The sequence below is a fragment of the Roseateles hydrophilus genome, assembly GCF_026712245.1.
GTDB lineage: Bacteria > Pseudomonadota > Gammaproteobacteria > Burkholderiales > Burkholderiaceae_C > Pelomonas > Pelomonas hydrophilus.
In genome coordinates, this window is sequence record NZ_JAPPUY010000001.1 from 812,251 (window position 1) to 829,165 (window position 16,915).

The window sequence follows — 16,915 nt, forward strand, 5'->3', positions numbered from 1 at the left end:
CGCCAGCCCCGCTGACGCCTGTGCGACAAGACCTTTGGCACATCACGGTGGCGCACGTTTTGCGCTAGCCTGACTCACCAACCTTCACTTCGTGATTCACCAATGAAGCACCTTCCCTCCCTGCTCGCCATCGCCGTGGGCCTCGCCTTCAGCGCTGGCGCCTCGCCCGCGCTGGCTGCCGGCGCCAAGCCGCAGCTCGGCAGCTTCGGCGTCGAACTGGCCAACCGCGACACCTCGGTGAAGCCGGGCGACGACTTCGACCGTTACGCCAACGGCGCGTGGTCGGACAGCTATGCGCTCAAGGACTACGAGACCCGCTACGGCTCGTTCAACGCGCTGTCTGACCGGGCCGAGGAGCAGACCCGCGCCATCGTCGAGGAGCTGCTGGCGCGCAAGGACCTGAAGCCCGGCAGCAACGAGCAGAAGGTGCGCGATTACTACGCCAGCTACATGAACAAGGCGGCGCGCGACGCTGCCGGCATCAAGCCGCTGCTGCCCACGCTGCAGCGCATCGAGCGCATCGACTCGCTGGCCAAGCTGACCGCCGCCTTCGGCAGCGCCAGCATGGACGGCACGGCCACGCCGGTGGGCGCCGGCATCACGCTGGACCGCAAGGACCCGAACCGCTACCTCGTCTCGATCGGCGTGGGCGGCCTGGGCCTGCCCGACAAGGATTTCTACGTCAACCCGGCGCCGCGCTTCGTGCAGATCCGCGCCGCCTACCTGGAGCACGTGCAGAAGATGCTGGGCTTCGCCGGTGTGCAGGATGCCAAGGCGCGCGCCGAGGCCATCGTGGCGCTGGAGGCCGAGATCGCCAGCAAGCACTGGGACCGTGCCCAGCTGCGCGACCGCGACCGCACCTACAACCTGCGCACCTTCGCGCAGCTGCAGCAGGAGTTCCCGGGCTACGACTGGGCGGCCCATTTCGCCGCCAGCGGCATCACCAAGCCGCCCGCCGAGGTCAACGTCAGCACGCCCAGCGCGGTGCTGCCGCTGCTGGACGTGATCGCCAAGACGCCGCTGAACGTCTGGCGCGACTATCTGAGCTTCCACGCGGTGCGCAACCACGCCCCGCTGCTGAGCACCGGGATCGACGAAGCGGCCTTCGCCTTCAATGGCGGCGTGCTGCAGGGCCAGAAGGCGCAGCGTGAAGCCTGGAAGCGCGGCATTGCCCAGCTCAACGGCATCGGCGATGCGGTGGGCCAGGTCTACGTGGCCCGCCACTTCAAGCCCGAGGCCAAGGCGGCGATGGACACGCTGGTCGAGAACCTGCGCAAGGCGCTGCGTCTGAACATCCAGAAGCTCGACTGGATGGGCGAGGCGACCAAGGCCGAGGCCTATCGCAAGCTGGAGACCTTCAACCCCAAGATCGGCTACCCGAAGAAGTGGCGTGACTACGCCGGCGTCAACATCGTGGCCGACGACCTGATGGCCAACGTGCTGTCCGTGCGCCGCTATGCCATCAACGACCAGCTGCGCCGCCTGGGCACCAAGCCCGACCGCGACGAATGGTTCATGACGCCGCAGACGGTCAACGCCTACTACAACGCGTCCTTCAACGAGATCGTGTTCCCGGCCGGCATCCTGCAGCCGCCCTTCTTCGACCTCAATGCCGACCCGGCCGTGAACTACGGGGCCATCGGTGGCGTGATCGGCCACGAGATGGGTCATGGCTTCGACGACCAGGGCTCCAAGTCGGACTACGCCGGCATCCAGCGCAACTGGTGGACCGACGAAGACCGCGCGCGCTTCGAGGCCCGCACCAAGGCCCTGGTGGCGCAGTACAACAGCTACTGCCCGCTGCCCAATCAGTGCGTCAACGGCCAGTTGGCGCTGGGCGAAAACATCGGCGACCTTGGCGGCCTGTCCATGGCCTACACGGCTTACCGGCTGAGCCTGAACGGCAAGGAAGCACCGGTGATCGACGGTCTGACCGGCGACCAGCGCTTCTTCCTGGCCTGGGCACAGGTCTGGAAGTCCAAGTACCGCGACGAGGCCATGCTCAACCAGCTCAAGGTCGGCCCGCATTCGCCGCCGACCTTCCGCGTCAACGGCCCGCTGCGCAACCTCGACGAGTGGTACCGCGCCTTTGACGTGAAGCCGGGCGACAAGCTCTACCTGCCGCCGGAGCAGCGCGTGCGCATCTGGTAAGTGCGGCGCAATGGGGCGTCCCGCGGCGTCAAGGCAGCGGGATGGCCTCCACCATCGCCCGCACCTGCTCGCGCGCGCCGCGCCCCGCGCCGGCGCGCGGCTGCAGCCGGTGGGCGATGGTCTGCGGCAGGATGGCCTGGATGTCGTCGGGCGACACGTAGTCCCGCCCCAGCAGCTGCGCCCGCGCCCGCGCGGCGCGCAGCACGGCCAGGCCCGCGCGCGGCGACAGGCCTTCGACGAACCACTGGCCCGAGCGGGTCGCGGCGATCAGCGCCTGCAGGTAGTCCAGCAGCGGCGGGGCGGCGTGGATGGTCTTGACCAGGGCCTGCGCCTGAATCAATTCCGCTGGCGTCATCACCGGCTGCAGCGCCTTGAGCTGCTCGCGGCTGTCGCCGCCCATCAGCAGTTCGCGCTCGGCAGCGGCGTCGGGGTAGCCCAGCGAGATGCACATCAGGAAGCGGTCCAGCTGCGACTCTGGCAGCGGGAAGGTGCCCAGCTGCTCGCTGGGGTTCTGCGTCGCGATGACGAAGAAGGGCTGGGGCAGCGGGTGGCTCACGCCTTCCACGCTGACCTGGTATTCCTCCATCGCCTCCAGCAACGCGCTTTGCGTCTTGGGTCCGGCGCGGTTGATCTCGTCGGCCAGCAGCACCTGCGCGAACACCGGGCCCGGATGGAAGACGAAGCCATTCTTCTCACGCTCGTACACGCTGACGCCGAGCAGGTCGCTGGGCAGCAGGTCGGCCGTGAACTGCAGCCGCGAGAACTGCAGGCCCAGCGAAATCGCCAGCGCGTGGGCCAGCGTCGTCTTGCCGACGCCGGGCAGATCCTCGATGAGCAGGTGGCCGCCAGCCATGAGGCAGGCCAGGGCATCGGCGATCTGTGCGGGTTTGCCCTTGATGACCGTGCTAATCTGGTTTTGCAGCGCCTGCAGTTGCGTTGCCAAGGTTCGTGCTTGCGTCATGGGCCCAGACCATATCAAGAGACTCCGGCCCATGCCCACCGCGTATTTCAATCCCCCCGAATGCCGTCGCCACGACATGGGCGACGGCCACCCCGAATGCCCCGAGCGCTTGGCCGCCATCGATGACTGGCTGATCGCGTCCGGCGTGGCACCTGCACTGCTGCATGTGGACACCCGGCCGGTGGACCTGAAGGCCGTGGAGCGGGCGCACACGCACGGCTACGTGGCCGAGATTGGCGAGCTGCTGCGCGGCTGTGCCGAGCGCGGCGAGCGCTGCGCGGTGGACCCCGACACGTCGGCCAATGCCCACACCTGGGCGGCCGTGCAGATGGCGGCCGGCGCGGCCGTGCAGGCCACCGACCTCGTCATCGACGGCCAGGCCGACAACGCCTTCTGTGCCGTGCGCCCGCCCGGCCACCACGCCACGCGCGACCAGAGCATGGGCTTTTGCTTCTTCAATAACGTGGCCGTCGCGGCGCGCCACGCGCTCGACGACCGTGGCCTGCAGCGCGTGGCCATCGTGGACTTCGACGTGCACCACGGCAATGGCACCGAGGACATCGTCGCGGGCGATGAGCGCGTGCTGATGGTCAGCCTGTTCCAGCATCCGCTGTACCCGTACAACGGTGCGGTGCCGAAAGGCACCAACATGGTCAATGTGCCGGTGCCGGCCTACACGCGGGGTGCCGAGGTGCGCGAGATCATCGAGGCGATGTGGCTGCCGGCGCTTGAGCGCTTCAAACCGCAGATGATCTTCATCTCGGCCGGCTTCGACGCCCACCGCGAGGACGAGCTGGGGCAACTGGGGCTGGTGGAAGCTGACTACGAGTGGATCACGCTCAAGCTCAAGGACGTGGCCGCGCGCCATGCCAAGGGCCGCATCGTCTCGGTGCTGGAGGGCGGCTACCACCTCGGCGCGCTGGCGCGCAGCGTGGGCGTGCACCTGCGGGTGCTGGCCGATCTCTGAGCCCTCGTTTCCCGATCTTGTTTGACGACCTTCGCGGCCGCGCCGTGCGGCCCGCGCCTTGAAATGAATTCAATGCATCAACCGCTGAGCCTGAACGAACTGCAGGCCTTGCTGGGCCGCGTGTTCAGCGCCGACGCGCTGACCGAATGGGCACTGCTGCTGGCCTGCCTGGCGGTGGCCGGGCTGGTCAGCTGGGCGCTGTCGCGCGCGGCCACGCGCCGCGAGCACAGCGTGCTGTTCGGCGACCGCGTGATCGACGGCGCACTGTTCCCGCTGCTGGCGCTGGCGCTGGCCTTTGGCGCGCGCCGGCTGATGCCGCTGTGGGAGCTGTCGCCGGCGCTGTTCAAGCTGGCGCTGCCGGTGCTCGTGTCGCTGGCGGTCATCCGTGTCATCGCCCGCGTGCTGCATGCGGCCTGGCCCGACTCGGCGCCCATCCGCCTGGTCGAGCGCATCGGCTCCTGGCTGATGTGGCTGGGCGCGGTGCTGTGGATCACCGGCCTGCTGCCCATCATCCTGGACGAACTGGACGACATCGGCTGGAAGTTCGGCACCGTGCGGCTGACGCTGCGCAACCTCATCGAGGGCGGCCTCACGGCGGCGCTGGTGCTGGTGGTGGCGCTGTGGATCTCGGCGGCCATCGAGTCGCGGTTGCTGCAGCGCGAGTCCATGGACCTGTCCATGCGCAAGATCGCCGCCAGCGCCATCCGCGCGCTGCTGCTGTTCGTGGGCCTGCTGTTCGCGCTGTCGGCGGCGGGCATCGACCTGACCGCCCTGGGTGTGCTGGGCGGCGCCCTGGGTGTGGGCCTGGGCTTTGGCCTGCAGAAGCTGGCGGCCAACTACGTGAGCGGCTTCGTCATCCTGGCCGAGCGGAGCCTGCGCATCGGCGACATGGTCAAGGTGGACAACTTCGAGGGCCGGGTGACCGACATCAAGACGCGCTACACCGTGATCCGCTCGCTGGGCGGCAAGGAAGCCATCGTGCCCAACGAGATGCTGATCACGCAGCGGGTGGAGAACTCCTCGCTCGCCGACCCGCGGGTGCTGCTGTCCACCGTCGTGCAGGTGGACTACGGCTGTGACGTGGAGGCTGTCATTGCCGCGCTGGCGAAGGCCGTGGCCGCCGTGCCGCGCGTGTTGGCCGAGCCCGGGCCGGCGGTGCAGCTCAGCCGCTTCGCCGACAGCGGCCTGGAGCTGACGGCGTTCTTCTGGATCGCCGACCCCGAGAACGGCGCCGGCGGCGTGCGCTCCGACGTCAACCTCGCCATCCTGCGCACGCTGGGCGAGCTGGGCGTGGAGATTCCCTACCCGCAGCAGGTGCAGCGTCAGCTGAAGTCGGAGTCCAGCACCACGCGGTAGCGCGCACGGCCGCTGCGCAGGTGGTCGATCGCGTCATTGACGCGGCTCATCGGGAAACGCTCCACCTGCGGCAGCACCTGGTGCCGCGCGGCGAAGTCCAGCATCGTCGCCAGCACCGAGGGCGGCGGCGTGGGCGAGGCGGACAGGCCCTTCTGCCAGCTCAGCAAACCGCCGCTGCGCAGGCTCAACGCCTCGGTCACCACGCCCACCAGGTGCATGCGGCCCTTGGGCGCCAGCGTGCCGATCAGCGCGTCCCAGTTCAGCGCGGCGCCGACCGTGATGAGCAGGAAGTCCAGGCTGCCGGCGGCGGCCTTGAGCTCGGCCTTGTCGACGCTGGAGACCGTCTTGTGCGCGCCCAGCGCCAGCGCCTCGTCGCGCTTGCTGGCGGACGACGTGAACGCCGTGACTTCGCAGCCCCAGGCGCGCGCGAACTTGACGGCCAGGTGGCCCAGCCCGCCGATGCCGACGACGCCCACGCGGTCGGTCGGCTTCACGGCGTGCAGCACGAAGGGCAGGAAGACCGTGCCGCCACCGCACATCAGCGGGCCGACGGCGGCAGGATCGAGCGCGTCCGGGATGGGGATGGCCCAGGACCAGTGCGCGCGCAGCCGGTCGGCAAAGCCGCCGTGTCGGCCGATCAGGGTGGGTTGGCGCTGGCCGCACAGGTGCTGTTCGCCGCCAAGGCAGAAGTTGCAGTGCGTGCAGCTGCCGGTGTGCCAGCCCACGCCCACGCGCTGGCCCAGTTGCCGGCCCTTGGCGCGCGGGCCCAGCGCGGTGATGCGGCCGACGACCTCGTGGCCGGGCACGACGGGATAGCTGGCCGGGAACCACTCGCTGTCGATCATCGCGAGGTCGGAGTGGCAGATGCCGCAGTGCTCGACGGTGATCTCGACATCCTCGTCACCCAGCGGGCCGGGGTCGAAGTCGAACGGCTGCAGGGGGCCGCCAGCGGTGTGGGCGGCGTACGCGCGGAAATGGGCCATGACGGGCTCCTCGACGAGAAGCCCGCATTCTTCAGCAAGCCCGCGGCGCGCGGGTGCGCGTTGGCGACACCGCGGCGCAGAGAGGAGGCGGGGCCGGTGGCCCCGGCGCTCAGACGGCGTTGACCGGGATGGCCACGGGCTTGCCCGCCGCGATGCGCTGCTTCCACTCGGCCGGGCCGGTGATGTGGGCGCTGGTGCCGGTGGCGTCCACGGCCACGGTGACGGGCATGTCCACCACGTCGAACTCGTAGATGGCTTCCATGCCCAGGTCAGCGAAGCCCACGACCTTGGCGCCCTTGATCGCCTTGCTGACGAGGTAGGCGGAGCCGCCCACGGCCATCAGGTAGGCGCTCTTGTGGTTCTTGATGGACTCGATGGCGACCGGGCCGCGCTCGGCCTTGCCCACCATCGCGATCAGGCCGGTCTTGGCCAGCATCATGTCGGTGAACTTGTCCATGCGCGTGGCCGTCGTCGGGCCGGCCGGGCCCACCACCTCGTCGCGCACCGGGTCGACCGGGCCGACGTAGTAGATGACGCGGTTGGTGAAGTCCACGGGCAGTGGCTCACCCTTGGCCAGCATGTCCTGGATGCGCTTGTGGGCGGCGTCGCGGCCGGTCAGCATCTTGCCGTTCAGCAGCAGGGTCTGGCCGGGCGTCCAGCTGGCCACCTCGGCCGGCGTCAGCGCGTTCAGGTCGACGCGCTTGCTCTTGTTGTAGTCGGGCGCCCAGTTGACGTCGGGCCACAGGTCCAGGCTGGGCGGCTCGATGTAGCTGGGGCCGCTGCCGTCCAGCACGAAGTGCGCATGGCGGGTGGCCGCGCAGTTCGGGATCATCGCGATGGGCTTGCTGGCCGCGTGCGTCGGGAAGGTCTTGATCTTCACGTCGAGCACGGTGGTGAGGCCGCCCAGGCCCTGGGCGCCGATGCCCAGCGCGTTGACCTTCTCGTACAGCTCGATGCGCAGCTCTTCGAGCTTGTTCTGCGGGCCGCGCTGCAGCAGTTCGTACATGTCGATGTCTTCCATCAGCGCCTGCTTGGCGAGCAGGGCGGCCTTCTCGGCCGTGCCGCCGACGCCGATGCCCAGCATGCCCGGCGGGCACCAGCCAGCGCCCATGGTGGGCACGGTCTTCAGCACCCAGTCGACGATGTCGTCGCTGGGGTTGAGCATGTAGACCTTGCTCTTGTTCTCCGAGCCGCCGCCCTTGGCCGCGACGATGACGTCCACCGTGTTGCCGGGCACGACTTCCATCTGCACGACGGCGGGCGTGTTGTCCTTGGTGTTCTTGCGGGCAAAGATGGGATCGTCCAGCACGGACGCGCGCAGCTTGTTGTCGGGGTTGTTGTAGCCCTGGCGCACGCCTTCGTTGATGGCGTCCTCGATGCTGCCGCTGAAGCCTTCCCAGCGCACATCCATGCCGATCTTCAGGAACACGTTGACGATGCCGGTGTCCTGGCAGATCGGCCGCTTGCCTTCGGCGCACATGCGGCTGTTGGTCAGGATTTGCGCGATCGCGTCCTTGGCTGCCGGGCTCTGCTCGCTTTCGTAGGCGCGGGCGAGGTGGGCGATGTAGTCGGCCGGGTGGTAGTAGCTGATGTACTGCAACGCCGCGGCGATGCTGTCGATGAGGTCTTGCTGGCGGATCGTGGTCATGGCGAGCCTGGAGCGGTGTGAGGGTTGCGCGGAATTATCGGCGGCGCTGAAAAGCGGCGCTCACGGCGGGGCGCCCATGCTGCAGCCTGCGTCCGACATGACGCTGACAGGGCGCGGGCGCCAGCGCCTCGGGCTGGGAGGCTTGAATCAGTGTTTGCCGCTGTCGTTGTGGGCCAGCAGGCGGTCGGTGTAGGCGATGGCCATGGCCGACAGCAGGAAGGCGACGTGGATCAGCGTCTGCCACATCAGCGTCTGCTCGGTGTAGTTGCTGGCGTTGATGAAGGTCTTCAGCAGGTGGATGGAGCTGATGCCGATGATGGCGGTGGCCAGCTTGACCTTCAGCACCGACGCGTTCACGTGGCTCAGCCACTCGGGCTGGTCGGGGTGGCCGTCCAGGTCCATGCGCGACACGAAGGTCTCGTAGCCGCCCACGATGACCATGATCAGCAGGTTGCTGATCATCACCACGTCGATCAGGCCCAGCACCACCAGCATCAGGATGGTCTCGTTGAGCTTGCCGGGCAGGCCGTCGCCCTTGTAGCCGATGCTCTTGACCAGCATTTCCAGCGCCGCCTGGTTGCCGAAGGCGGCCTCGATCAGGTGCACCAGCTCGGTCCAGAACTGGAACACGTAGACCGCCTGGGCCAGGATGAGGCCCAGGTACAGCGGCAGCTGCAGCCAGCGGCTGGCGAAGATCAGGCGGGGCAGGGGGCGGAGCTGGGGAGCGTTGGGCATGGGGTGGGACCGAGCAGAATTGCCGGAAATTCTAGGTGGCGTGAATGACGTCACGCCGTCAGGGCATCGTCAGACGCCCGAAGCACAGTCCGCGCCAATCAACTCAAGGAGACAGAGCGATGAGCACGCTGAACACCTACGCGCCCAGCCCCGAGTGGGTGGCCAACGCGCATGTGAAGGGGGAGGCCGGCTACGCGGCGCTGGTGGCGGAGGCCGAGAAGGACTACGCCGGCTACTGGGCCCGCCTGGCCCGCGAGCTGCTGAGCTGGCAGACGCCGTTCACGAAGACGCTGAACGACAGCGACGCGCCGTTCTTCAAGTGGTTCGAGGACGGCAAGCTCAATGTCTCCTACAACTGCCTGGACCGCCATGTCGAGGCCGGCAAGGGCGACAAGACGGCGCTGATTTTTGAGGCGGACGATGGCGCCGTGACCCGCGTCACTTATGCCGAGCTGCTGGCCAAAGTCAGCCAGTTGGCCAACGCGCTGAAGGCGCGCGGCATCCAGAAGGGCGACCGTGTCGTCATCTATATGCCCATGTCGGTCGAAGGTGTCGTGGCCATGCAGGCCTGTGCGCGCATCGGCGCGACGCACTCGGTCGTGTTCGGCGGCTTCTCGGCGCAGAGCCTGCGCGACCGCGTGCAGGACGCCGGCGCCGTGGCGCTGATCTGCGCCGACGAGCAGCAGCGCGGCGGCAAGGCACTGCCGCTGAAGGCCATCGTCGACGAGGCGCTGGCCGACAACAGCTGCCCGACGCTGAAGGACGTCATCGTCTACCGGCGCACCGGCGGCAACATCGGCTGGGTGGAGGGGCGTGACCTGTGGCTGCACGAGCTGACGGCCGCGCAGCCGACGACCTGCGCGCCCGAGTGGGTCGAGTCCGAGCATCCGCTGTTCCTGCTCTACACGTCCGGCTCCACCGGCAAGCCCAAGGGCGTGCAGCACAGCACCGGCGGCTACCTGCTGCATGCGGCGCTGACGACCAAGTGGACCTTCGACCTGAAGGACGACGACATCTTCTGGTGCACCGCCGACATCGGCTGGGTCACGGGCCACACCTACATCACCTACGGCCCGCTGGCGCTGGGTGGCACCGAGATCGTCTTCGAGGGCGTGCCCACGTATCCGGATGCCGGCCGCTTCTGGCAGATGATCCAGAAGCACAAGGTCACGATCTTCTACACGGCGCCGACGGCCATCCGCTCGCTGATCAAGGCGGCCGAGAGCAACGAGGCAGTGCACCCGAAGAAGTACGACCTGAGCAGCCTGCGTCTGCTGGGCTCGGTGGGCGAGCCCATCAACCCGGCCGCCTGGGAGTGGTACCACCAGCATGTGGGCGGCAGCCGCTGCCCCATCGTCGACACCTTCTGGCAGACCGAGACCGGCGGCCACATGATCACGCCGCTGCCCGGCGTGACCACACTCGTGCCCGGCTCCTGCACGCTGCCCTTCCCGGGCATCACGACGGCCATCGTCGACGAGACCGGCAACGACGTGCCCAACGGGCAGGGCGGCATCCTCGTCGTCAAGAAGCCGTGGCCGTCGATGATCCGCACGATCTGGGGCGACCCCGAGCGCTTCAAGAAGAGCTACTACCCGGCCGAGCTCAAGGGCTACTACCTGGCCGGCGACGGCGCCATCCGCGACGCCGAGACGGGCTACTTCACGATCACCGGCCGCATCGACGACGTGCTGAACGTGTCGGGCCACCGCATGGGCACGATGGAGATCGAGTCGGCGCTGGTCAGCTGCACGGAGCTGGTGGCGGAGGCCGCCGTCGTCGGCCGCCCGGACGACACGACCGGCGAGGCCATCTGCGCCTTCGTTGTGCTGAAGCGTCCGCGCCCGAGTGGCGACGAGGCCAAGGCCATCGCCAAGCAGCTGCGCGACCACGTGGCCAAGGAGATCGGCCCCATCGCCAAGCCCAAGGACATCCGCTTCGGCGACAACCTGCCCAAGACGCGCTCCGGCAAGATCATGCGCCGCCTGCTGCGCTCGGTGGCCAAGGGCGAGTCGGTCACGCAGGACACGTCGACGCTGGAGAACCCGGCGATCCTCGAGCAACTGGGTCAGGCGTACTGATTCGTGCAGGACTGATCGACGCGTCTTTTGCGCAGGCCGCCGGGTGAGAGCCCGGCGGCCTCATGCTTTTGTGGGGTGCGTCCAGCCGGCGCGGCGACGCATTGCCAGAAACACAAACAGGCCCCGCAGGGCCTGTCGTGGCGTGCCGCGCGTCAGCGGCGGCATCGAGAGGTCACTTCGTCGCCAGCACCCACTTGGCCAGCGTCTCGGCTTCGGCGGGGGTGACGTTGTTCGCCGGCATGGGCATGGCACCCCAGACACCGGCGCCGCCCTTCTGGATCTTCTCGGCCAGCTTCTTGGCGGCGTCCTTGTCTTTCGCGTACTTGGCGGCCACGTCCTTGTACGAAGGCCCGACCAGCTTCTTGTCTACCGCATGGCAGGCCATGCAGTTCTTCTTCTGGGCCAGGTCCTGGCTGGCGAAGGCGGCGGGGGCGATCAGGACGAGGCCGAGCAACAGGGCTTTCATGGGAACCTTTCAGGGGGAGGCGTGAACTACAGTGGTCGTAAAGATACCTGAAGGAGATGCCGCATGGCGTTCGTATTGATCGGCGTGCTCTTGATCGTGCTCAAGGTCGGCGGTTTTGTGCAGTTTCACAAGGACGAGTTCTGGGCCTGGGCGCTGGTGCTGTCGCCGTTCCCGCTGGCGGTGCTGTGGTGGTGGTTCTCCGACAGCACGGGGCTGACGCAGAAAAAGGCCATGCAGGCGCTGGACGCCAAGAAGGCCGCGCGCCGGGAACAGCTGATGGAGGGGCTGGGGCAGGCCCGGCCCGGCAACAAGAAGCGCCGCTGAACGGGGCGCCTGGCCTGCTGGCTATGATGCCGGCCGCTTTTGATTCCTGCCGAGCTCATGCTGGTCCACCCCCAGTTCGACCCCATCGCCCTCCGTCTCGGCCCGCTGGCCGTGCACTGGTACGGCATCACCTACCTGATTGCGTTCGGCCTGTTCCTGTGGCTGGCCGGCAAGCGTGTGGGCATGTCCCAGCACGCTGCCGTGGGCTGGACGCGCCGTGACGTGGACGACGTGCTGTTCTACGGCGTGCTGGGCGTGGTGCTTGGCGGGCGGCTGGGCTACTGCTTCCTCTACAAGCCCGACTACTACCTGCACAACCTGGGTGAGGTGTTCGCGGTCTGGAAGGGCGGCATGGCCTTTCATGGCGGCTTGCTCGGCGTGCTGCTGGCGTTGTGGTGGTTCGGGCGGCGGCGCGGGCGTGGCTTCTTCGAGGTTGCGGACCTGATCGCGCCCTGTGTGCCCACCGGCATCATGGCCGTGCGCCTGGGCAACTTCATCAATGGCGAGCTCTGGGGCCGGCCGGCGCCGGCTGATCTGCCGTGGGCCATGTTGTTCCCGCAGGCGGCCGACGGCGGCATGGCGCGCCATCCCTCGCAGCTCTACCAGGCCCTGGGCGAGGGGCTGCTGCTGTTCGTGATCCTGTGGCTGTACGCCCGCAAGCCGCGCGCCACGGGACAGATCTCCGGCGTGTTCATGATGGGCTACGGCACGCTGCGTTTCGTGGCCGAGTACTTCCGCGAGCCGGACGATTTCCTGGGCTTGCGCGCGCTGAACTGGAGCCAGGGTCAGTGGCTCAGCCTGCCGATGATCCTGGCCGGCCTGGCCATCTTCCTCTGGGCCACCCGGCGCAACCAGCGCCCCGCCTGAGCCGATCATGAGACAGATCTTCTTCGACACCGAAACCACCGGCCTGGAAGCCGACAAGGGCGACCGCATCATCGAAATCGGTTGCGTGGAGATGGTGAACCGGCAACTGACCGGCAACAACCTGCACCTCTACATCAACCCGGAGCGCGCCAGCCATGAGGACGCGCTGCGCGTGCACGGGCTGACGGAGCAGTTCCTGTCCGACAAGCCCAAGTTCGCCGAGATCGTCGATCGGCTGCTGGACTTCCTGGCCGGTGCCGAGCTTGTCATCCACAACGCGCCGTTCGACATCGGCTTTGTCAACGCCGAGCTCAAGCGGCTCAAGCGCGGTGTGCTGACCGACCATGTGGCCGGCGTGCGCGACACGCTGCTGATGGCGCGCGACCAGTTTCCGGGCAAGGCCAACTCGCTGGATGCGCTGTGCCGACGCTTGGAGGTGGACAACACCAAGCGCGTGCTGCACGGGGCGCTGCTGGACGCGGAACTGCTGGCCGATGTCTACATCCGCCTGACGCGCGGGCAGGACGCGCTGCTGATGGACGACCACGGCGATGCGCCGGCCGGTGAGGCCGAAGCGGCCATCGAAGTGGTGGACCTCAGCCGTTTTGATCTGCCGGTGTTGCGTGCTGATGAGGCCGAACTGGCGGCACACACCAAGATGCTGGCCGACCTGGACAAGGCCGCCGGTGGAAATTGCAAATGGCGAGTTGTTGAGCCGCAAGAAACCGTGGCATAATCGTGGGCTTCCCGAAAGCCGATGCGTTTTCGAGGGCGGTTAGCTCAGCGGTAGAGCACTGCCTTCACACGGCAGGGGTCGCAGGTTCGAACCCTGCACCGCCCACCAGGTTTCCTGGTACCTTGAAAACGCAGCGCCAGATTTCGGGCGGTTAGCTCAGCGGTAGAGCACTGCCTTCACACGGCAGGGGTCGCAGGTTCGAACCCTGCACCGCCCACCAAGACCAACCCCCTCAGCCTTGTGGCGAGGGGGTTTTTCTTTGTCCGGTTTGTCGCCCGTTTGTCCAGTCTGTCCGAGGCAAGCGGGCTGCCCGCCCTAGCGACTGCGTCGGACGTAGTCGACGAAGTCAAAGCGCAAACCGGCGCTGCTGGTGCGCGTCTCGCGCGTGGCTTCGGTGAATCGGTCGCGCGGCCACGTGGGGAAATGCCGGTCGGCATCGGGGAAAGCGGCATCCACCTCGGTCAGTGCGAGTTTGTCCGCGAGCGGCAGCGCCAGCCCATAGATCTCGCCGCCGCCGATGACGCAGACCTCGGGCTCGGCGCAGGCGGCCAGCGCCGCGTCCAGGCTGGCGAAGACTTCGGCACCGGGCAGTTCGCTCGCGCTGCGGCTGACGACGAGATTGCGCCGGCCGGGCAGCGGGCGGAACTTCGCCGGCAGGGAGTCCCAGGTCTTGCGGCCCATGACGACGGGCTTGCCCAGCGTCAGCGCCTTGAAGCGCGCCAGGTCTTCGGGCAGGTGCCACAGCAGCGCGTTGTCGCGGCCGATGGCGCCGTCACGGGCCACGGCCGCAACCAGCGTGATCGTGCTCATACGGCGACCGGTGCCTTGATGGCTGGATGCGGGTCGTAGCCGCTGAGCTCGAAGTCCTCGAACTCGTAGTCGAAGATCGATGCCGGCCGACGCTTGATCGTCATGGTCGGGTAGGGCCGGGGCTCGCGGGCCAGCTGGGTCTGCACCTGCTCCACGTGGTTGTCGTAGATGTGGCAGTCGCCGCCGGTCCAGATGAAGTCGCCGAGCGCCAGATCGCACTGCTGCGCCAGCATCATGGTCAGCAGTGCGTAGCTGGCGATGTTGAACGGCACGCCGAGGAAGATGTCGGCCGAGCGCTGGTAGAGCTGGCAGCTCAAGCGGCCGTCCGCCACGTAGAACTGGAAGAACGCGTGGCAGGGCATCAGCGCCATCTTGGACAGGTCGGCCACGTTCCACGCGCTGACGATGATGCGGCGCGAGTCCGGGTTGGACTTCAGCGTCTTCACGACCTCGGCGATCTGGTCGATGTGGCCGCCGTCTGGCGTGGGCCAGTTGCGCCATTGCACGCCGTAGACGGGGCCCAGGTCGCCGTCCTCGCGCGCCCATTCATTCCAGATCGTCACGCCGCGCTCCTGCAGCCACTTGACGTTGCTGTCGCCGCGCAGGAACCACAGCAGCTCCAGGATGATGGACTTCAGGTGCACCTTCTTGGTCGTCACCAGCGGGAAGCCGGCAGCGAGGTCGAAGCGCATCTGGTGGCCGAACACGCTGCGCGTGCCGGTGCCGGTGCGGTCGCTCTTGTGCACGCCATGCTCGAACACATGGCGCATGAAATCTTCGTATTGCTGCGGAGGGCGGGGCAGGGTGCTCATGCCCGGCATTGTCTCTGCTACGGCGCGAGCAGCACCTGCAGCACGCGCCGCATCACGGGCGCCATGGCCGGCACGCGTTGCGACATCGCCGGGTCGCGCACGCTCAGCGCGGTCAGCCCGTTGAACAGTGCGCCCAGCATCAGCGCGCGGCCCTGGATCTCGCCGGCGGGCAGGCGGTCCGCATGCTCGCCCAGGCTTTGGCGGATCAGTTCCTGGGCCTTTGCGTTCACCAGCGCCTGGCTTTGCTGCACCACCGCCGCGAGCTTGGGGTTGCGGCTGGCCTCGGCCAGCACCTCCAGCTGCAGTGCGGCCTCGGCCACCTGGCTGTGCTCGTCGATGGCTGCTTCGGTACCCGCCAGCATCTGCTCCAGCAGGTCGCCGGCCTGCCGGAACTCGGCGATGCGGGCGAGGATGTCCTCGCAGTCCCGCTCGACGATGGCCGCGATGATGTCGTCCTTGTTCTCGAACAGGTTGTAGATGTGGCCGGGGCTCATGCCCGCCGTCTTGGCGATCTCGGCCATGCTGGCGGCGTGGAAGCCGCGGCGGCGAAAGCAGTCGGCCGCGGCGTCCAGTACCTGCTGGCGGCGCGCCAGCGTGCGGTCGGAGGGAGTGGTGGTGACAGTCACGAGCCGGATTGTGTGCCGGCCTGGCCGCCGGCCAGCACCTTGTACAGCGTCACGCGGTTGACCTGCTGGGCGAGCCGGCTGCTGATCAGGCCCTGCTCGGCGGCGTACAGCGAGCGCTGGGCGTCCAGCGTGGCGAGGCGATCGTCCAGACCTTGGCGGAAGCGCGCCTCTGCCAGCCGCAGCGCGTCCTGCGTCTGCGCCACGAGCCGCTGCTGCGACGCGATCTGCTGGCCCAGTGTGGCGCGTGCGGCGAGCGCATCGGCCACGTCGCGGAAGGCGGCCTGGATGGCCTTTTCGTACTGCGCCAGCGCGATGTCGCGGTCCACCTGGGCGATGCTCAGGTTGGCCTGGTTGCGGCCGGCGTCGAAGATGGGCAGCGACACCTGCGGCATGAAGGTCCACAGGCCCGAGCCCGAGCGGAACAGGCCGTCCAGCTCGCCGCTGGCGCTGCCGGCGCTGGCCGTGAGGCTGATGCGCGGGAAGAACGCCGCGCGCGCCGCGCCGATGTTGGCGTTGGCCGCCTGCAGCGTGCGCTCGGCCTGCTGCACGTCGGGGCGGGCCAGCAGCACCTCGCTGGGCAGGCCGGCGGCCAGCTCGGCGGTCTGCGTGACGGCCGTGGCGGTGCCGGCCACGGGCAGTTGCTCGGGCGTCAGCGGCTGGCCCACCAGCAGCGCCAGCGCATTGCGGTCCTGCGCGACCTGGGTGGTCAGCCCGGCGAGATCGGTCTGTGCCGTCTCTGCGGCGATCTCGGCCTGGCGCAGGTCCAGCGCAGAGGCCACGCCGGCCGCCTGCAGCCGCTGCGTGAGGCGCAGGCCGTCCTGGCGGGCCAGCAGCGTCTGCTCGGCCAGACGCAGCTTCTCCTGGTCGGCGGCCAGCGTCAGGTAGGCACCCGCCACTTCGGCGACGAGGCTGAGCTGCGCGCTGCGGCGCGCGTCGTCGGTGGCAAGGTACTGCTGCAGCGCCGCGTCGTTGAGGCTCTTCACGCGGCCGAACAGGTCCAGCTCCCAGGCACTGACGCCCAGCGTGGCGGTGTACTGGCGGCTGATGCTGCCGCCGGGCGAGCGCGTGGCCGATTGAGCAGCGGCGGCGTTGACGCTGGGCAGGCGGTCGGCCTGCTGCACGCCGTACTGCGCCTGGGCGCGCTGCACGTTCAGCACCGCCACGCGCAGGTCGCGGTTGTTGGCGAGCGCCTGTTCGATCAGGGCTTGCAGCCGTGCGTCGGTGAAGAACTCGCGCCAGCCGAGATCGGCGGCCTTGGCTTGCGTGGCGCTGCCCTGGGGCACCGGCCATTGCGCAGCCACCGGGGCGGCAGGGCGCTCATACGTGGGCGCCATGCTGGCGCAGCCGGCCAGCGCGAGGCTCGCGGCGAGGATGGTCAGGAACTTGGTCATG

The 16,915-nt window shown here is 68.3% G+C and carries 16 protein-coding genes and 2 tRNA genes; 9 read left to right on the forward strand and 9 right to left on the reverse strand.

The window, feature by feature from the left end; genetic code table 11:
- The first annotated feature begins 102 nt into the window (after nucleotides 1-102).
- A complete protein-coding gene (locus NYO99_RS03610) occupies nucleotides 103-2,151 on the forward strand; it encodes a M13 family metallopeptidase (protein WP_268165730.1) in 2,049 nt (682 codons plus the stop codon).
- A gap of 28 nt (nucleotides 2,152-2,179) precedes the next feature.
- Here the strand turns inward: NYO99_RS03610 and NYO99_RS03615 are convergent, their stop codons facing one another.
- The gene (locus NYO99_RS03615) at nucleotides 2,180-3,112 is read right to left on the reverse strand and encodes an AAA family ATPase (RefSeq protein WP_268165731.1); all 933 of its coding nucleotides are present in this window, start codon (nucleotides 3,110-3,112) and stop codon (nucleotides 2,180-2,182) included.
- Between the two features lie 31 nt (nucleotides 3,113-3,143).
- Here NYO99_RS03615 and NYO99_RS03620 point away from each other — a divergent pair, with 31 nt between their 5' ends.
- Together NYO99_RS03620 and NYO99_RS03625 are read left to right on the forward strand one after the other, a co-directional pair.
- Nucleotides 3,144-4,079, forward strand: a complete 936-nt coding sequence (locus NYO99_RS03620; protein WP_268165732.1) for a histone deacetylase family protein — start codon at nucleotides 3,144-3,146, stop codon at nucleotides 4,077-4,079.
- Nucleotides 4,080-4,151: 72 nt separating this feature from the next.
- On the forward strand, nucleotides 4,152-5,435 hold the full coding sequence (locus tag NYO99_RS03625) for a mechanosensitive ion channel family protein (RefSeq protein ID WP_268165733.1): 1,284 nt from the start codon (nucleotides 4,152-4,154) through the stop codon (nucleotides 5,433-5,435).
- Here the strand turns inward: NYO99_RS03625 and ahr are convergent.
- From ahr to NYO99_RS03640, 3 genes are all read right to left on the reverse strand, one after another.
- Nucleotides 5,402-6,418, reverse strand: a complete 1,017-nt coding sequence (gene ahr / locus NYO99_RS03630) for an NADPH-dependent aldehyde reductase Ahr (protein WP_268165734.1) — start codon at nucleotides 6,416-6,418, stop codon at nucleotides 5,402-5,404. The genes NYO99_RS03625 and ahr overlap by 34 nt on opposite strands.
- Before the next feature lie 109 nt (nucleotides 6,419-6,527).
- Complete coding sequence (locus tag NYO99_RS03635; protein ID WP_268165735.1) at nucleotides 6,528-8,066, reverse strand: fumarate hydratase; 1,539 nt, start codon at nucleotides 8,064-8,066, stop codon at nucleotides 6,528-6,530.
- 147 nt (nucleotides 8,067-8,213) lie between these two features.
- On the reverse strand, nucleotides 8,214-8,801 hold the full coding sequence (locus NYO99_RS03640; protein WP_268165736.1) for a TIGR00645 family protein: 588 nt from the start codon (nucleotides 8,799-8,801) through the stop codon (nucleotides 8,214-8,216).
- Nucleotides 8,802-8,920: 119 nt separating this feature from the next.
- On the opposite strand from NYO99_RS03640, the gene acs reads away from it, so the two are divergent.
- Complete coding sequence (acs, locus tag NYO99_RS03645) at nucleotides 8,921-10,882, forward strand: acetate--CoA ligase (protein ID WP_268165737.1); 1,962 nt, start codon at nucleotides 8,921-8,923, stop codon at nucleotides 10,880-10,882.
- A gap of 172 nt (nucleotides 10,883-11,054) precedes the next feature.
- Here the strand turns inward: acs and NYO99_RS03650 are convergent, their stop codons facing one another.
- Nucleotides 11,055-11,348, reverse strand: coding sequence for a c-type cytochrome (locus NYO99_RS03650; protein ID WP_268165738.1), 294 nt, complete (start codon nucleotides 11,346-11,348; stop codon nucleotides 11,055-11,057).
- A gap of 63 nt (nucleotides 11,349-11,411) precedes the next feature.
- Here NYO99_RS03650 and NYO99_RS03655 point away from each other — a divergent pair, with 63 nt between their 5' ends.
- From NYO99_RS03655 to NYO99_RS03675, 5 genes are all read left to right on the forward strand, one after another.
- On the forward strand, nucleotides 11,412-11,672 hold the full coding sequence (locus NYO99_RS03655; protein ID WP_268165739.1) for a TIGR04438 family Trp-rich protein: 261 nt from the start codon (nucleotides 11,412-11,414) through the stop codon (nucleotides 11,670-11,672).
- Nucleotides 11,673-11,729: 57 nt separating this feature from the next.
- Nucleotides 11,730-12,539, forward strand: a complete 810-nt coding sequence (lgt, locus tag NYO99_RS03660) for a prolipoprotein diacylglyceryl transferase (RefSeq protein ID WP_268165740.1) — start codon at nucleotides 11,730-11,732, stop codon at nucleotides 12,537-12,539.
- 7 nt (nucleotides 12,540-12,546) lie between these two features.
- A complete protein-coding gene (dnaQ, locus tag NYO99_RS03665; protein WP_268165741.1) occupies nucleotides 12,547-13,275 on the forward strand; it encodes a DNA polymerase III subunit epsilon in 729 nt (242 codons plus the stop codon).
- 33 nt (nucleotides 13,276-13,308) lie between these two features.
- Nucleotides 13,309-13,383, forward strand: a tRNA-Val gene (locus NYO99_RS03670).
- Between the two features lie 37 nt (nucleotides 13,384-13,420).
- Nucleotides 13,421-13,495: transfer RNA gene (locus NYO99_RS03675), tRNA-Val, on the forward strand.
- A 95-nt stretch (nucleotides 13,496-13,590) separates the two neighbouring features.
- Here NYO99_RS03675 and NYO99_RS03680 read toward each other — a convergent pair.
- From NYO99_RS03680 to NYO99_RS03695, 4 genes are read right to left on the reverse strand one after another with little or no spacing between them, the layout of a single operon-like run.
- Nucleotides 13,591-14,085, reverse strand: a complete 495-nt coding sequence (locus tag NYO99_RS03680) for a dihydrofolate reductase (protein ID WP_268165742.1) — start codon at nucleotides 14,083-14,085, stop codon at nucleotides 13,591-13,593.
- A complete protein-coding gene (locus tag NYO99_RS03685; protein WP_268165743.1) occupies nucleotides 14,082-14,897 on the reverse strand; it encodes a thymidylate synthase in 816 nt (271 codons plus the stop codon). Before NYO99_RS03685 ends, NYO99_RS03680 begins: the two co-directional genes overlap by 4 nt.
- Nucleotides 14,898-14,914: 17 nt before the next feature.
- Complete coding sequence (locus NYO99_RS03690; RefSeq protein ID WP_268165744.1) at nucleotides 14,915-15,523, reverse strand: TetR/AcrR family transcriptional regulator; 609 nt, start codon at nucleotides 15,521-15,523, stop codon at nucleotides 14,915-14,917.
- On the reverse strand, nucleotides 15,520-16,914 hold the full coding sequence (locus NYO99_RS03695; protein WP_268165745.1) for an efflux transporter outer membrane subunit: 1,395 nt from the start codon (nucleotides 16,912-16,914) through the stop codon (nucleotides 15,520-15,522). The genes NYO99_RS03690 and NYO99_RS03695 overlap by 4 nt, the downstream gene beginning before the upstream one ends.
- Nucleotide 16,915: the final 1 nt, after the last annotated feature.

Coding starts and splice junctions, on each gene's coding strand:
- NYO99_RS03615 (WP_268165731.1), bottom strand. CDS start 3,112: ATGACGCAAGCACGAACCTTGGCAACGCAACTGCAGGCGCTGCAAAAC.
- dnaQ (WP_268165741.1), top strand. CDS start 12,547: ATGAGACAGATCTTCTTCGACACCGAAACCACCGGCCTGGAAGCCGAC.
- NYO99_RS03640 (WP_268165736.1), bottom strand. CDS start 8,801: ATGCCCAACGCTCCCCAGCTCCGCCCCCTGCCCCGCCTGATCTTCGCC.
- NYO99_RS03625 (WP_268165733.1), top strand. CDS start 4,152: ATGCATCAACCGCTGAGCCTGAACGAACTGCAGGCCTTGCTGGGCCGC.
- NYO99_RS03680 (WP_268165742.1), bottom strand. CDS start 14,085: ATGAGCACGATCACGCTGGTTGCGGCCGTGGCCCGTGACGGCGCCATC.
- lgt (WP_268165740.1), top strand. CDS start 11,730: ATGCTGGTCCACCCCCAGTTCGACCCCATCGCCCTCCGTCTCGGCCCG.
- NYO99_RS03655 (WP_268165739.1), top strand. CDS start 11,412: ATGGCGTTCGTATTGATCGGCGTGCTCTTGATCGTGCTCAAGGTCGGC.
- NYO99_RS03610 (WP_268165730.1), top strand. CDS start 103: ATGAAGCACCTTCCCTCCCTGCTCGCCATCGCCGTGGGCCTCGCCTTC.
- NYO99_RS03620 (WP_268165732.1), top strand. CDS start 3,144: ATGCCCACCGCGTATTTCAATCCCCCCGAATGCCGTCGCCACGACATG.
- NYO99_RS03650 (WP_268165738.1), bottom strand. CDS start 11,348: ATGAAAGCCCTGTTGCTCGGCCTCGTCCTGATCGCCCCCGCCGCCTTC.
- NYO99_RS03695 (WP_268165745.1), bottom strand. CDS start 16,914: ATGACCAAGTTCCTGACCATCCTCGCCGCGAGCCTCGCGCTGGCCGGC.
- ahr (WP_268165734.1), bottom strand. CDS start 6,418: ATGGCCCATTTCCGCGCGTACGCCGCCCACACCGCTGGCGGCCCCCTG.
- acs (WP_268165737.1), top strand. CDS start 8,921: ATGAGCACGCTGAACACCTACGCGCCCAGCCCCGAGTGGGTGGCCAAC.
- NYO99_RS03685 (WP_268165743.1), bottom strand. CDS start 14,897: ATGAGCACCCTGCCCCGCCCTCCGCAGCAATACGAAGATTTCATGCGC.
- NYO99_RS03635 (WP_268165735.1), bottom strand. CDS start 8,066: ATGACCACGATCCGCCAGCAAGACCTCATCGACAGCATCGCCGCGGCG.